This window comes from Alkalibacterium sp. f15, assembly GCF_049389645.1.
Lineage (GTDB): Bacteria > Bacillota > Bacilli > Lactobacillales > Carnobacteriaceae_A > Alkalibacterium.
In genome coordinates, this window is sequence record NZ_CP186540.1 from 2504639 (window position 1) to 2520137 (window position 15499).

Genomic DNA, 15499 nt, shown 5'->3' on the forward strand with positions numbered 1-15499 from the left:
TTTTATTGCTCATAATGGTGCATCGTGATATAGTTGACGTATACAAATAAGCGAGATGAAAGAGAGATGGGTCACATGGACAGCACAGAAAAATCGCTTCATCTATTGGAAAAAGTCAGTGAATTCAATCAGCTCTATAAACACTTGACTGATCACTTGCTGTACGATATGGGATTATCTCATTCGACGATTAATTTAATCGATTTGATCGGTGAAGACGAATTGACGCTCAAGGAGATCACGACAAAAAGTCGGTTAGACAAATCGACGGTCAGTCGCCAGATGAATGCGATGGTCAAGAAAGATTTGGTAACAAAAACGATCGGGAAAGACAAACGGTATGTTTACTTCAAGTTGAATGAACAAGCCGGAAAAGTCTTCAATGATTATCACCTTCAATTAGAAGAAAAATTCAAAAAAATACTTTCCGGCTGGACTGAAGAAGAAGCACATATGCTTACCGTGTTGCTTGGTCGTTTCAATCGAAGCATGACCAATAGGCTAAGTTAGGACTCATTATAAATAGGAAAATGAGAGATAGAGAAGAGGAACCCTTATGAAATTAAGCCAAAAAAGATCTAACCCGCATCGTATCGCCTTGCTAGGTATACTGACGGCCATTATTCTGATACAGAACTTTGTGCCATTTTTAGGGAACATTCCCATTCCACCACTTAATCCGACCATCATACATATCACCGTTATCGTTGCCACCTTAACGATGAGTACCAAAGATGGAATGATCATTGGAGGCATTTGGGGAATTACACGTATGGTTCGTGCTTACACGATGCCAGCGACACCACTGGACTTGATGCTTTGGACTAATCCGATGATTGCCTTGGTGCCACGTATTTTGATTGGTCTCTTTACTGGATGGTCATATGCCTTATTCAAACGTCTGTTTTCCAAGAGCGATAAACTGGCTATAGCCAGCGCTTCTGTGGTCGGTTCATTCACGAATACCATCTTTGTGCTGTTGTTTATCTATCTGTTCTTTGGGGAACCTTACGCGCAGGCCATTGATGTGGATATCAGTAATTTAGCTGGCGCGCTGGGTATCATCGTTGCCACAAACGGTGTGGCTGAAGCGATCGCGGCAGCCATTATCGTACCGCTTATTACGGTTCCACTTAGAAAAATAACCCACCAAAAATAATCGACTTCAAAAACACCTAGCCAATCCTGCTTAAACGCGGTAAATTGACTAGGTATTTTTATACTTAATTGGACCTTTTGATTATCATTGAGCTTGATTATGTGGTTTAATATAGTAGATTCAATTAGATAAGGGGAGCCTTAAAAAATGCTCTATACATTGCATCTTGAAACGTGAATAACAATGATAATAATATGATTTTTTGTTAAGTTACCTATCATCTCAGAGAGACATCATGTCGTTTGAAGCAGTTGGAGAAATGATTTCGCAATGAATGTCGTGAGTTTGTTAACTTAATTACTCACTTATCATACAATAATATGGTACACTTTTTAAGAAAGAATACATATGAAAAGGAAGGAAGAACTACATGAAAAAAACACGTGCAGGTAAGAACACTACAGATAAAACAAAGGGTTCACCTAAAATCGAGAAAATTTATTACATCGTCATTGGACTACTCATTGTCATCCTTGGCGGTCTAGTGATCTTTATCGTTTCAAACCGTGATGATGCCCTAACTGAAGGAGATCAGGATAGCTCTCCGGAAACGGAAATCGTCACTGATACTGAGGAAGAAGACGAAACGGAAGATGAGCCTGACGAAACGGATTCGGAATCTGATTTAGAAGAGGAGACCGAAACAGAAGAGAGTGACGAGGACACAGAAACTGAAGTCGCTGAAGAAGAGGAAGACACAGAATCTGATGCTGACACTGAAGAAGAGCCAGAAGAAGAACCTGAAGACACTGAAGAAGAACCCGAAGAAACTGAAGATACTCCTGAAGAAGACGATTCAGATGAGGAAGAAGCCAGTGAAGCGGGTATCAATCCTGATGCACCCCTAGATGAAAGCTATACGATGAACTTTAATGATGGTACGAGTGACCGTAATGCCGTTGATCAAAATGCGAGTGCCGTAACTGGTATCAATCAGAACGACATGACCACATGGTGGGTTGGAAATAACGGCTTAGGCCGCGCATTCACCGTCGTTTCAGATAGTGGCCGAAACAATGTTTACCGTGTGGATCTACAATACGGTGAAGGTGAGTGGCATGTGACGGGAGTTCAAGAACTCGATGGCGTCCCAGCTGAATACCGCTAAAAATTAAATTCAATCATTGAGAAGCTTCTAAAGATGACCCAAGTAACCGGGTCGATCCTTTGGAAGCTTTTTTAATCGGTAGGTTCAATGCTATATTCTGTCTCAAAGAACCTAACAGTTAAGATGTTGCACACTTTTACAGAATCACCTATGCCTTGAGGGTAAAGACCTTTCTACTTAGCCAAACCTACCCCTTCATGGTAAACTATTGTCAAACAGCTAGGAGGACGCTTATGAAACAAACGAATAATAAATACAACATGATTCAAGAAATTTTAGAAAAGACTGAATCCGAAGTTGCAAAAATGAGTCCCGTAAATATTTTGATTGCCGGGAAAACGGGCGTCGGGAAAAGTACGCTCATCAACAATGTATTCCGTGAAAAATTAGCCGATACCGGTATTGGTAAACCTGTGACCAAACACTTGAGACGTATCACTAAAGAAGGTATCCCCATCGTCTTGTATGATACGAGAGGGTTGGAACTTGAACAAAAGGTCCAAAAACAGGTGATGAAAGAGATTCTTGAGCTGGTGGAGAATAAAAAACACACCAAAGAAGCGTTGCACGCGGTGTATTACTGTATTCAAGCCAATTCTTCCCGTATCGAGGATATGGAAATTGAATTGATCAAAGAAATTTCAAATATTCTACCCGTCATCTTAGTCTTGACGCAGTCGATAGGAAAACCGGCAGATGAATTTAACCGTTATTTGGAAAATATGAACTTGCCTGTTGCAGCTGTTCAGAATGTCATGTCAGAACCGTATGAAATTTCGGACGATTATGTCATTCCACGATTTGGTTTGAAGCAGCTGATTGAAAAAACGCTCCAACTTATCCCAAAGGAGAGTCAAGAGGCTTTTACGAACGCCCAGCAGGCAGACATTGAACGAAAAGCCAAAGTTGCCAGACGCTGGGCATCCAGATATGTAGCTACGACATTTGGCGTCGGGTTTGCGCCCATTCCATTTTCTGATGCTTCTATATTGGTCCCGATGCAAGTCACGTTGCTTGCTCATATCACTGCCATCTTTGGTATCTCAATGGATAAATCCACCATTGTCAGCATCATTGCGGCAGTCGGCGGGACAGGCTCAGCGACCATGATCGGGAAAACGCTGGTTGCCAATGCCTTTAAATTCATCCCCGGTGCAGGGACCATTATCGGCGGCATCATCAGTGGAACCACTGCATCCATTGTCACCAGCGCTCTAGCACTCAGCTACATTGAAGTGCTAAGCATCATTGCTACCAAAGAAAAAGACGGCGAAAGCATCGATTTAGGTCTACTGGAACGCTTGATGCGCAGCCAGTTCAAGAAAAACCTGAAACTTAACCGTAAAGAACTGAAAACGAAAGATCTGGAATTTGAAAATGACGATGCTTTGAACGACGCGTACAATACTTATTCCGAAATGGAAGACGAACAAACAAGTATTCCTAAGAGTGCCAAATTAAAAAAAGTCGTTCAGAATTTTATAGAAAAACATAAGCGTTAAAAAAATAATTGAAGTTTGTCGTCATCTTTTTGGATGATGTACACATAATATAAACAGGGAATCTATGCAAATTTGCCTAAATAGATTTCCTGTTTTTGTTTTTCTCTTATTATTCAGTTTTTAAAAATTGCCATACTTGTGGTACATCAAATATATTTAACGATTATTTTAGCCTGATTTTCTGTTATACTACATAAGAGTCAACAATTATAGGAGTGATTATTAATGAAACAAAAGCATAACGCCCATTCTAAGAAAAAAAATGACAACCTTCGAAAGGGTACAACCCAATCCGATAAAAGAGGAATCGTAAACCACACAGTAGAAGAAGAAACAACACTGCTGCCTTTTTTGCTGTCAATAATAACGAACAAGAGTCGTAATTCTGTAAAGTCGATTTTAACTCGTGGACAAGTGACAGTGGATGAAAAAGAAGTCACACAGCACAATCATAAGTTGAAACCGGGACAAGTAGTGGGGATCTTGAGCAATAAGGAAGCTAAAAAACAATCTGAATTACTCGGACTAACTATCTTGCACGAAGACAGAGATATTATTGTCATCAACAAAGAAGCTGGATTATTGTCTATTGCTGCGGGCGATCCGACTGAACCGACTGCCTATCATCAGTTGAGTGAGTACGTAAAAAAAGAGGATCCGGAAAACAAGATTTTTGTCGTTCATCGCCTGGACCGGGATACATCCGGTGTCATGTTGTATGCAAAAACGGAAGAAATAAAAGAAGCTTTACAGAAAGACTGGAAGAATACCGTCAAAGAACGAATCTATACTGCGTTAGTAGAAGGCAATGTTGAAAAAGACCAGGGTGAAATCTCATCTTGGCTGTCGGAAAGTAAAGGCATAAAAATGTATTCCAACCCTGAAGACAACGGCGGAAAATTTTCAGTGACTCATTACAGAAAAGTACTGGGTAACGAAAACTTTTCACTTTTAGAAGTGGAACTGGAAACAGGCCGTAAGCATCAGATCCGCGTTCATTTAAAAGACATCGGTCATCCGGTGGCAGGAGATAAACTTTACGATGCAGATACCAACCCGATCAAACGGTTATGCTTGCATGCCACAACGCTTGTTCTGGTTCATCCAGGTACGAATAAACTGGTTCGCTTTACCTCAGAAGTCCCGACCGCTTTTCTTAAAAGAGTAAAATAATAAGACTAGCTGCACGTGTCTTTTTTCATGATCGCTTACCATTTCAATCTCGTTTTAAGTCCCTACATTAGGTAGGGACTTTTTTTATTCATTAATCCTAAAAAAAACCTACTTTATTAGGATGATTTTTGCTAAACTATTAAATATGTAGAAAACGGGTCATTTTTTAATTGAATTTGCTGCTTTTTCTGCGTAAGACCACTTTCGTTGCCGGTTTTTCGAAATACATATTGCATAAGAAAAGAAACATGCTACAATCGAAGTACAGTTGAAAAGACGGGATACGAACTCGCTCATCGACTCACTTTGAGATAGATGTTATCTACTCATGTCGGAAGGGAGGTTTTTTTGTGAAAACTTATATGAAAAATATGTGGAAAGACCTTGTCGATAACAAAGAAGTCATCATCGTTCTCTCTATCGTCTGGGTCGTTTTATTTGAACAATTTTCTATCCCTACATTTATGGTAGGGCTTCTTATGGCTATCCTGGTGGTATTGTTTACGGACCGCTTTCTGCTTAAGGGCAACTATGAACATTCTTATATGATCGGTCTGGGTACGTTGACGATATATGGTTTACGTCTGCTGCTAGAGATACTACTAGCTGGAATCGATGTTATCCCTAACATCATTACGGGCAAAGCTGACGTTCAAATCATTAGTTGTGAAACAAAACTAACGGACGAGCTACTCATTGATATCTTGGCTAACTCGATCACGTTGACACCAGGGACCGTTACAGTCGAGAAAAAAGGCAGTAAACTGCGTGTCTTGGCACTCAACGCACCTGGTGAAGATGAAGATCCCAGAGACGTTATCCCTTTAAAATTAGAGGATATTCTTTTACGTTATGAAGAGAAAATTGAAGGTAAAGCTTGATCAGCGTCGCAATAAAAGCAGGAAGAAGGGAAGCAAATGAGTTTTGATGAAGTCGTTTTAATCATCGTGGCAGGCTTGTCAGTATTTGGATTGGGCAGAGTCTTGATTGGTCCAACTATTTGGGACCGCATGATTGGCTTTGCACTTTTTTCATCTAAAGTTATCGTCATGGCTGTTTTAATTGGTATGATAATCGATCGTTCGTTTATGGTGGACGTGGGTCTTATTTATGGGGTACTGGGTTTCATTGGTACAATTATGATATCGCGATTTATTGAAAGAAGAGGAGATATATAATGGCTCAAATTGTAGAATGGACCGCCAATATCATTATCGTCATTGGTCTCATTTTCATGACACTCGGTGTATTTGGTGTCTATCGGTTCAAAGATTTTTTTTCACGCATCCTTGTTTCGGCAAAGGTAGATACTGTGGGTTTTATCACGATTATGCTCGGACTGATGTTGAAGCATGGATTTGACTTTTTTACGGGTAAATTACTTTTAGTTTTGGCCTTATACGTTATCACAAACCCGATTGCGACACATGCCATCACACGATCCGCTCATATCAGTGGGTACAGAATTAAAAAGGAGAGATAAGGAGTATGTTTCAAACATTTTTACTACTTGCGTTACTTGTTTTTGCAATCTTCTCTGTCTTTTCCGATAACATAAAACGTTCGGTTATCTATCTCGGCGTTTTTTCTCTCATTATCGCCGTAACCTATTTACATTACAACGCCCCAGACGTTGCTTTAGCTGAAGCTGCGATCGGTGTCGGCTTATCCACCGTGATGTACTTAGTTGCGACGAAAAAAGTATCGGTATACGACATATGCTATGTGAATGAAGATGTAGAAATATTTAACGATGATAGTATCACCGAAATTATGAATTCTGTTGTACGTCCTCTGGAAAAATTCCTGGAGCGTACAGAAGAGGTCGAGCCGCAGCTGGCTTATACGAATCACGAGATCGAAAAAATCATGCGTGAAGATAACCATGATATGTTTATTCATCGTAAAAATAATTTAACGTATATTTATGGTGAGTCAACCGATGCCGTATTCCAGGATATTATCGCGAACCTGAATGAAGTTATCACAGATATTACAGATATCCGTGTTATCTATAGAGATGAGGTGACATTAGATGACGGAAACGCATAAAATCATTGATATCGTTCGTATCTTATTTGCGATTTTGGGTGCGTTTGTTGTGCTGTTTTTATTCTTGAATCACGCGGAACAAATCGATACACCACTGTTTGATTATTTCACTTCAGACTTTATAGCCGAAACTGGTGCACAGAACTCTGTTGCAGCGATTTACTTGAATTACCGTGTGTTCGATACTTTGTTCGAGGCATTGATGTTAATGGTTTCTGTAATGGAGGTCATCAACGTGTCATGGGCAAACAAACACGCTGAGCAGTATCGTTATGAAGAAGATGAACTGAACCGTAAAAACAACTCGGAAATCGTTATTCGAATGGTCGGTATTATTTATCCCTTTGTTTTACTTATCGGTCTTTACGTTATCATCAATGGTCACGTATCCCCAGGTGGCGGATTCCAGGGTGGCGCTATTTTAGCAACAGCTTTAATTACGCGTTACTTAGTTTATCCTAACTTTGACTTGGACTTGCATGTTCTGGAGAAAATCGAGAAGCTCTTGTTCTTGTCCATTGTTACAACACCCGTTTTATATGTATTTATGCAACTTCAACCAGCTAACACAGATTTATCAAACCAGATATATATGATTCTTATGAACTCACTGATCGGATTGAAAGTGTTCTCCGGTCTAAGTATTATATTCTACCGTTTCGTCTTTTATGAAGGACGTTAAGCACTAAGCATTACATGAATGAGCATTAACTACACTTACAGAAAGAAGATGAAACCAATGGATTTTATCACTGGAGAGATTGTTGGTATTCTTTTGTTCTTTATTGGTCTTTACGGACTGATGACCAAAAAATCGATCATTAAAACAATCATGTCCATGTCTATCATGGAATCCGGCATCTATTTATTTTACGTTACAATCAACTACGCTCCAGGATCTGTTCCGCCTATTGGCCAACAGGGCGATGCGCCTTTTGTCGATCCTGTGCCTTCAGCTTTAATGATCACAGCGATCGTAATCGGTATTGGAGTTACAGCGATCGGTTTGACCATGTTCATGCACTACAAACAAAAACACGGCATCACGCACTGGTCCAGAAACAGAAATCAATAAGGAAGTGAACGTTAAGTGTTAGGAATATTAGTATTAGCACCCATTTTAGTTGGAGTTATCGCCTATGTGCTCAGTGAGCGTTTAGCAAAACCATTGCTGTTCATCTTCCAGCTAGCCTTTGCGGCCTTTGCTTTCAGTCAGTTCATGGCCGTTAAAGCAAATGGACCGATCGTATGGAGCACAGGTGGGTATGAGGACGGCATTGCCTTGAGTTTATATGCCGATTCACTTTCTATCTTTATGGTTTTAATGACTGCCGCTTTTTATATCGCTTTTTTAGTTTACGCGGTCAATGAAGATTATTTCAAATCAAAATTTTATTTTCTTTTCATGACTTTACAAGGTCTGATGATGGGATTATTCTTGTCCAGCGACTTGTTTAATATTTTTGTTTTTTTAGAAGTTTCTACCGTAGTAGTGGCTATCCTGATTATGATCAACAAAGAAAAACAGGCGATCTATGACGGGATGATTTACTTCTTTGTTAACGTCATCGGCTCCTCGTTCTTACTGTTTGGCACAGGTATGCTGTACCGGACATTTGGTTTGCTCGACATGCGTGCGATCAGTGAATCCATGCAGCATCTCGACAGCGCCAAAGCCATGATTCTACCGTACGGTATGCTGATGGTCACCGTATCACTGAAAACAGCGGTCACGCCGCTCTTCAGCTGGCTGCCTAAAGCACACGGTACACCGAGTGCACCGCCTGTAGTATCCGCCGTTTTAAGTGGCTTGTACATCAAGAGCGGGGTATACTTGTTTATTCGCTTCAACGAAATGTTCTCGCCTGTTATCGATATGCAGACGTTCTTTTTCTGGGTCGGGTTCATCACCTCGGTCGTTGGATTTATGATGGCTCTTGGTCAGCACGATATCAAGCTGATCCTGGCTTATCACACCGTATCTCAAATCGGACTGATCATGGTCGGTTTGAACATGGCTTCAGAAATAGCTTTCTGGGGTGCAGTGTATCATATCTTCAACCACGCTATTTTTAAATCGACTTTGTTCTTGACGGCCGGACTTATCTATCATGAATACGGCACGCGAGATGTCTACGAGATCAGGGGGCTGTTCAAACGGATGCCCTGGGTCGCTGCGGCAACGGCCTTAGCGATCTTGGGTATTACAGGAGCACCGTTCTTTAATGGCAGTATTTCCAAGTATATGATTGCGCACGGGACCTACGATTACAACGTGACCATTATGCTCAATATCATCAACTTGGGAACGACCATGTCTTTCGTAAAATATGCGACCATGCTGTTCGGTGAAAACACGAAAGGCAAGCGCGTGAAATCAGATGTCTTTGCTGTCGGCGCATCCTTGGTGATGGGTATTGCATCCTTCTTTACGGGGATATTTGGTGAAGCCATGACGCTGTTCCTGCTGAATTACGAAGTACATGTAAACATGGATGAATATATTCAAAAAGGCATGGTTTACGTGTTGATGATCGTTGCCGGAATAGGCTTTTATCACGGGATCATTAAACACGGGGGACTGATCACCCGGATCGGTCACTTGGAATTGACCTTCAACGGGATCATTACCGCCATGACCGGGTATTTTGTCGTCGTCGTACTGTTCTTGAATTTTATTTTATAAAAGTTTTGATGTGAGAGTATCTGTTTCAATCATTCAACATGGCGTGGCTAAAGCAACATAATCAGTCGCGCGAAAGATTGTTTCAATTAAATCGTTTTGGAAGAAACCCTTTAAGCGAAAAGTCAGCGAATGCATTGGGTCGATACTCTCACTTTTTTACAGTTAAAATAACGCTTACCCGGGAAGGGAGAGATGATTCATGCTTTATTGGCTCATTATAGTCCCCATAGCAATCGCCGTAATAAATATCGGGTTTATCCATAGTGACTCAAGAAAGCTGATCATAGCCTCCCAAGTCGGTATCGTCGGATACGCAACGTACTTATTTTACAGAGTCCGACAAGACGGGGCAATCGTTGACAATATGGGCGGGTACCCCGAACAGTTTGCCATTACGCTATATGCAGACCGCATAGCCATCGTCCTTATCTGGTTGACTACCTTGCTTTTTCTAGGTCTGCTTATTTATGCGTATGCGGAAGATTATTTTACCTCTCAATTCGGTTTTTTGTATCTGACCTTACAATCGCTGATTATCGCCTTGTTTCTGTCGACCGATTTGTTCAACATCTACGTTTTACTTGAGGTCTCAACAGTCGTGATCGCTATTTTGATCATGATACGAAAAGACAGGCAAGCCGTATACGATGGCATGATTTTTCTTTTCGTGAGCGTCATCGGCTCAGGCTTCTGGTTGTTTGGCACGGGCTTCTTGTACCGAACGTTTGGCTATTTAGATATTTATGCCATCGAAGAAGTCATCACGCAAGTCGAAGACCCGCGTTCGCTCATTTTACCGTTCGCTTTCATGATGACCACGTTGAGTTTGAAGATAGCTTTATTTCCGTTATCCAGCTGGCTGCCGATCGCTTACGGAACACCGAGTGCCCCAGCGGTTATCCCGGCCATCTTATCAGGCGTATATGAAACGACGGGTTTATATCTCTTCATCCGGATCACTCATATGTTTGCTCAGGTGATCGACTTACAGCTGTTCTTTCTGGTCATCGGTTTTATCACTGCCATTACCGGTTTTATCTTCGCCGTAGCGCAGGACGATATGCGACTCTTGCTCGCTTATTCGACCATCTCTCAAGTGGGACTGATGGTCGTGGGTATTTCACTGGGAACGGCTGACAGTTTCTATGGCAGCCTGTACCATATGTTCGCGCACTCACTCTTTAAAACCGTGTTGTTCCTGTCAGTAGGGACGTTGAATACGCGCTATGAGACACGTAATATCCAGGATATCCGGGGAGTGATGAAGACGTTCCCGATCACCGGAGCAGCGATTCTTTTCGGCCTGCTCGGGATAACGGGAGCACCGCTGTTCAACGGATCGATTTCAAAATACATGATCAGTTACGGCAGTGATTCACCCTATATCCAACTGTTGCTCAATGTCATCAACTTTGGGACCTTGCTTTACAGCATAAAATTCGCTACAGTATTATTTGGTGACAAGATCGAACCTGAAAAAATAAAAGATCCTAAAGACCCCTTCAATCTGACACAGTGGGTGACACTCACTTTTGGTGTCCTGACATTGTTCACCGGATTATTTGGCAATCGACTCATTACTTTTTTATATGGGTATTCCTTTGAAATTTCAACTTCAGCCTATTTAGAAAAAGGCTTTGTTTATCTCTTACTCAGTTTTGCCGCGTATGCTTTGTATCGCGGCTGGGTCAAAGAGAGTGACTTTTTTGACAAAGTAGGGCACGTAGAACTATCATTTAATACGATGATCACGCTACAATTGATTTTCTTCATCGGATTAGCCGGTTACATGTATGTAATAACTGGACTTTAAACACAGAAAGAAGGACAAGCCTTGCTTTATTTACTGATCGTCGGTCCTATTTTGGCCGGAGTTTTAACCATTTTATTTTCAAACAAAGACACGCGCTTATTTATTATTTTCGTTCAAATAGTGCAACTCCTATACGCGTTACATATTTTCATTGATGTCAGGCTGACCAATACGATATTCAATTTCATGTCTGGCGCCCCAGAGGGACTATCCATCACGCTGATGGCCGACACGATCTCATCGGTATTTATTTTGCTTACAGCCATAATCTTTTTGATGATGCTGATCTTTGCCTTTCATAAGGATTATTTCACCACGCAGTTCGGTTTTTTACTGCTGGTACTGGAAGCGCTGATCACCGGGTTATTCTTGAGTACCGACTTGTTCAACCTGTACGTTTTACTCGAAGTCGCTACTGTGGTCGTATCCATTCTGATCATGATCAACAAGGAAAAACAGGCGATCTACGACGGGATGATTTACTTTTTCGTTAACGTTATCGGGACCGCCTTTTTACTCTTTGGGATCGGCATGATTTACCGCACGACCGGCTTACTGGAAATGAATGCCATTGCGGAAGCACTTCCTTTGGTGGAAGACCCGCGCTCGCTTTATTTACCGTTTGCCTTCATGATGACCACCTTGAGCTTGAAAACGGCCGTCGTGCCGCTCTTCAGCTGGTTGCCTAAAGCGCACGGTACGCCGAGTGCACCACCGGTTGTATCGGCGCTGTTATCGGGACTGTACATCAAAACAGGTGTCTACATGTTTATTCGCTTCACAGCCATGTTCGAAGCCGTGATAAATGTTCAGGAACTGTTCTTGGTTATCGGGTTTATGACCTCGATATTCGGATTCATCATGGCATTAGGTCAAAACGATATCAAGATGATCCTGGCCTATTCGACAGTTTCTCAAATCGGACTGATCATGATCGGTCTGACCATGGGGCCGGAAGTGGCTTTCTGGGGCGCGATGTTCCATATCGTGAGTCACGCGCTCTTTAAATCCACGCTGTTCCTGGCTGCCGGACAAATCTATCATTACTATGGGACGCGAGATATCCGGGAAATCAGGGGAGTCATGCGAACCATGCCACTGATCGGCCTGGCCGTCTTGTTTGGTATCCTAGGCGTCACCGGGGCCCCCTTGTTTAACGGTAGTGTTTCAAAATACCTCATTGCTTACGGCAGTGATGCTGCCCTGGTACAATTTGGCCTTAACGTCATCAATCTAGGAACCATTACGTATTTCTTGAAATTCAGTACGATTCTATTCGGCAAAGACGAACGTCCGGAAGAAGAAAAACCTGAAAAAGAAGACAGACTTTCAGAGATCCTTGTTTTCGTCATGGGAACACTGATCTTCATTTCTGGTATATTCGGACCCATTTCCATCGACATTTTGTTCGGTTATGAAGCAACCGTCTTTACCGCCGGTTACTTTCAAAAAGGCCTCATTTATATGCTGATGCTGATAGCCGGCACCGGAATCTATAATGGCATCGTCAAAAAATCAGGTATCTTGGACGATATTTCGCATATCGAACTCACCTTTAATGGAATCATCACCTCCATGACCGGATTTTTCCTGTTTGTCGCGAGTTATCTCTACATTATGTTGTAAAAGCAATAAGGAAAGCAGAGCAGCCGCTCTGCTTTTTTCATTACTTAAAGGTTTTAGGGGAATCCAGATAAGTTTGGGGCTAATCTTAAGAAGTTGCGCTGGTTTGATGCTAAACTCCTTAAGATAAACCGTAATCTTAAGGAGTTTAGTGTGAAAGAGTCCCAACTCGTTAAGATTACCCCCTAATCTTAACAAGTTGACCGCTTTTGAGTCGAAACTCCTTTAGATAACAAGCGTAATTAATCATAGAGACACTTTGACTCTTTTCAACCGATTCAACTACATCCCTTAACTTCAATAAGGAAAGCAGAGCAGCCGCTCTGCTTTTTTTCATTACTGAAAGGTTTAGGGGAATCCAGATCGGTTTGGGGCTAATCTTAAGAAGTTGCGCTGGTTTGATGCTAAACTCCTTAAGATAAACCGTAATCTTAAGGAGTTTAGTGTGAAAGAGTCCCAACTCGTTAAGATTACCCCCTAATCTAAACAAGTTGACCGCTTTTGAGTCGAAACTCCTTTAGATAACAAGCGTAATTAATTGAAGAGACGCTTTCAGTCTTTTCAATCAACGCAACCATTACCCAAAACTTCAATAAGGAAGCAGAGCAGCCGCTCTGCTTTTTTCATTATTTAAAAAGGTCATTCTTTTATTTTCTTGGAAGGCGCGCTACAATAAGACTATCTTAATATACTCAGACTCACCAAGGAGGAACGAAATATGTCGCAAACTTTTTTATCTCAAAACCTTCATACTGTCCATGAACCCAAAAGGATGGAGAGAACGGCTGACACGCTGACCATTTATACCGAGCCAGGGACCGATTTGTGGCAGCGCACGTATTATGGGTTTCAGAATGACAACGCCCCGGTCATACAGACACGCACGGACGAAACCTATTTTTCATTTGTCACAAAAGTGGAAAGCGAAAGCGGGCATCGCTTCGATCAGGCAGGCATCGCCGTGTATCTGGATGCGGACAACTGGATCAAAGCCTCGCTGGAATATGAAAATGAAAGCTATCAGCGACTGGGAAGTGTCGTGACGAACAGCGGCTATTCCGACTGGGCGACCCAGGATGTGAATGCCAATATCAAAACTATCTGGTACCGACTCAGCCGCCGCGAATCCGACTTCAGGATCGAATACAGTTTAGACGGCAAAGACTACAAGCAGATGCGCATCTGTCACCTCCAAAAAGGGGAAGGGACCATCTCTTTTGGGGTCTACGCCTGCAGTCCGGAAGACGCGTCATTTAAAGCCACTTTCAGCGAGATGACTATCGGACCGTGTCAGTGGGAAGCCCACAAGTAAGGAAGAGGAAAGCAGCGCATACGCGATGTTTTTATGAGCATAAAACTATAACTGAATTAAGATGGCAACTCGAACCTATAAAAGCTATACTTAACTAAGTGTTTCCTAGAAAAACAACTCTTTTCTTAATAATATCTTCATACAAGTTAATCCATAATCCATAAATGTGCAAAAAAAAAAAGAGCTGGAAAATCCCAGCTCCTCGTCTTTATTCAATTATCCAAACCAGATCTCAATTTCCCGTTCAGCACTTTCTTTGGAGTCTGAAGAATGGACGGTGTTTTTAGGCTTACTCAGACCATATAACGCACGTATGGTATTGTCATCCGCCTTTTGTGGGTCAGTGGACCCGTTCAGAGCACGGATACGCGTGATGGCATTTTCACCTTCAACGATCAAGGCGACGAGGGGACCGCTCGTTAGATACTCTATCAAGTTAGGATAGAACGATCTGCCCTCATGTTCGGCATAATGTTTCTTTGCCGTACTTTTTGTGGCAGTCACCATTTTCATTTCAACGACGTTCAATTCATTGCGTTCATATTCACTAATAATGGCACCAATCAAATTTCTTTCTACAGCATCAGGCTTAATCAAGACGAGCGTTCTTTCTTGCATAAAACATTTCCTCCTCATAAGTGATTTCTGCTTCAAGCTTATCATATTTATGAACAGTTAGACACTATAGGGATGTCCAATCTTTAATTATTCTGATCAAGGCACTTTAAAGTACATATAATGAGTCGAAAAAGAAAAGGAGTAACGGATAATGTCAGATCTTATAGAATTTTTAGTTGAAATCTTTATAGACGGAATAATAGAGGGCGCTACATCAAATAAAAGTCCAAAAACAGTCAGATTAGTCATTTACTTTGTCATTTTTAGCGTCGTAAGCGGTTTTCTATACTTGTCATTCGTCATGCGCGAAGATATAGTAATGTTTTTAACCTTTTCAATTACAGGTTCACTTTTGGGTCTCTGGCTATTATTTATGCTAAATAATTATGCAAAGGACTATAAGCAGAAATGAACATTGATAGATTTATTTAAATGGACATACGTAGTTATCAA

Annotated in this window: 17 protein-coding genes; 16 read left to right on the top strand and 1 reads right to left on the bottom strand. The window is 41.5% G+C overall.

Annotation, left to right across the window (positions count from 1 at the left end; genetic code table 11):
* The first annotated feature begins 75 nt into the window (after positions 1-75).
* The 15 genes from ACO1PF_RS11755 to ACO1PF_RS11825 all read left to right on the top strand — a co-directional run bounded on the left by ACO1PF_RS11755 (position 76) and on the right by ACO1PF_RS11825 (position 14428).
* Entirely contained in the window at positions 76-510 is a 435-nt protein-coding gene (locus ACO1PF_RS11755) for a MarR family winged helix-turn-helix transcriptional regulator (protein ID WP_423189247.1), read from the top strand.
* A gap of 46 nt (positions 511-556) precedes the next feature.
* Positions 557-1159, top strand: a complete 603-nt coding sequence (locus tag ACO1PF_RS11760) for an ECF transporter S component (protein WP_423189248.1) — start codon at positions 557-559, stop codon at positions 1157-1159.
* Positions 1160-1529: 370 nt separating this feature from the next.
* The gene (locus ACO1PF_RS11765) at positions 1530-2267 is read left to right on the top strand and encodes a DUF1510 family protein (protein WP_423189249.1); all 738 of its coding nucleotides are present in this window, start codon (positions 1530-1532) and stop codon (positions 2265-2267) included.
* 233 nt (positions 2268-2500) lie between these two features.
* On the top strand, positions 2501-3769 hold the full coding sequence (locus ACO1PF_RS11770; protein WP_423189250.1) for a GTPase family protein: 1269 nt from the start codon (positions 2501-2503) through the stop codon (positions 3767-3769).
* Positions 3770-3994: 225 nt separating this feature from the next.
* Positions 3995-4942, top strand: a complete 948-nt coding sequence (locus tag ACO1PF_RS11775; RefSeq protein WP_423189251.1) for an RluA family pseudouridine synthase — start codon at positions 3995-3997, stop codon at positions 4940-4942.
* Positions 4943-5292: 350 nt separating this feature from the next.
* Entirely contained in the window at positions 5293-5823 is a 531-nt protein-coding gene (locus ACO1PF_RS11780; protein ID WP_423189252.1) for a Na+/H+ antiporter subunit E, read from the top strand.
* Between the two features lie 36 nt (positions 5824-5859).
* The gene (locus ACO1PF_RS11785; RefSeq protein ID WP_423189253.1) at positions 5860-6120 is read left to right on the top strand and encodes a monovalent cation/H+ antiporter complex subunit F; all 261 of its coding nucleotides are present in this window, start codon (positions 5860-5862) and stop codon (positions 6118-6120) included.
* Positions 6120-6425: a monovalent cation/H(+) antiporter subunit G gene (gene mnhG / locus ACO1PF_RS11790; RefSeq protein WP_423189254.1), complete on the top strand. Its 306-nt coding sequence runs from the start codon at positions 6120-6122 to the stop codon at positions 6423-6425. The genes ACO1PF_RS11785 and mnhG overlap by 1 nt, the downstream gene beginning before the upstream one ends.
* A gap of 5 nt (positions 6426-6430) precedes the next feature.
* Positions 6431-6994 (top strand): Na(+)/H(+) antiporter subunit B, encoded by a 564-nt coding sequence (locus ACO1PF_RS11795; RefSeq protein ID WP_423189255.1) that lies wholly within the window; start codon positions 6431-6433, stop codon positions 6992-6994.
* Positions 6978-7676 (top strand): MnhB domain-containing protein, encoded by a 699-nt coding sequence (locus ACO1PF_RS11800; RefSeq protein WP_423189256.1) that lies wholly within the window; start codon positions 6978-6980, stop codon positions 7674-7676. The genes ACO1PF_RS11795 and ACO1PF_RS11800 overlap by 17 nt, the downstream gene beginning before the upstream one ends.
* Positions 7677-7733: 57 nt before the next feature.
* The gene (locus ACO1PF_RS11805; protein WP_423189257.1) at positions 7734-8069 is read left to right on the top strand and encodes a sodium:proton antiporter; all 336 of its coding nucleotides are present in this window, start codon (positions 7734-7736) and stop codon (positions 8067-8069) included.
* A gap of 15 nt (positions 8070-8084) precedes the next feature.
* Entirely contained in the window at positions 8085-9680 is a 1596-nt protein-coding gene (locus ACO1PF_RS11810) for a complex I subunit 5 family protein (protein WP_423189258.1), read from the top strand.
* A gap of 199 nt (positions 9681-9879) precedes the next feature.
* A complete protein-coding gene (locus ACO1PF_RS11815) occupies positions 9880-11493 on the top strand; it encodes a complex I subunit 5 family protein (protein WP_423189259.1) in 1614 nt (537 codons plus the stop codon).
* A 21-nt stretch (positions 11494-11514) separates the two neighbouring features.
* Positions 11515-13119 (top strand): complex I subunit 5 family protein, encoded by a 1605-nt coding sequence (locus ACO1PF_RS11820; RefSeq protein WP_423189260.1) that lies wholly within the window; start codon positions 11515-11517, stop codon positions 13117-13119.
* Positions 13120-13834: 715 nt separating this feature from the next.
* Positions 13835-14428 (top strand): DUF1349 domain-containing protein, encoded by a 594-nt coding sequence (locus tag ACO1PF_RS11825; RefSeq protein ID WP_423189261.1) that lies wholly within the window; start codon positions 13835-13837, stop codon positions 14426-14428.
* A 216-nt stretch (positions 14429-14644) separates the two neighbouring features.
* Here ACO1PF_RS11825 and ndk read toward each other — a convergent pair whose 3' ends face one another.
* The gene (ndk, locus tag ACO1PF_RS11830) at positions 14645-15046 is read right to left on the bottom strand and encodes a nucleoside-diphosphate kinase (RefSeq protein ID WP_423189262.1); all 402 of its coding nucleotides are present in this window, start codon (positions 15044-15046) and stop codon (positions 14645-14647) included.
* 151 nt (positions 15047-15197) lie between these two features.
* On the opposite strand from ndk, the gene ACO1PF_RS11835 reads away from it, so the two are divergent.
* Positions 15198-15458, top strand: a complete 261-nt coding sequence (locus ACO1PF_RS11835) for a hypothetical protein (protein WP_423189263.1) — start codon at positions 15198-15200, stop codon at positions 15456-15458.
* Positions 15459-15499 lie beyond the last annotated feature (41 nt).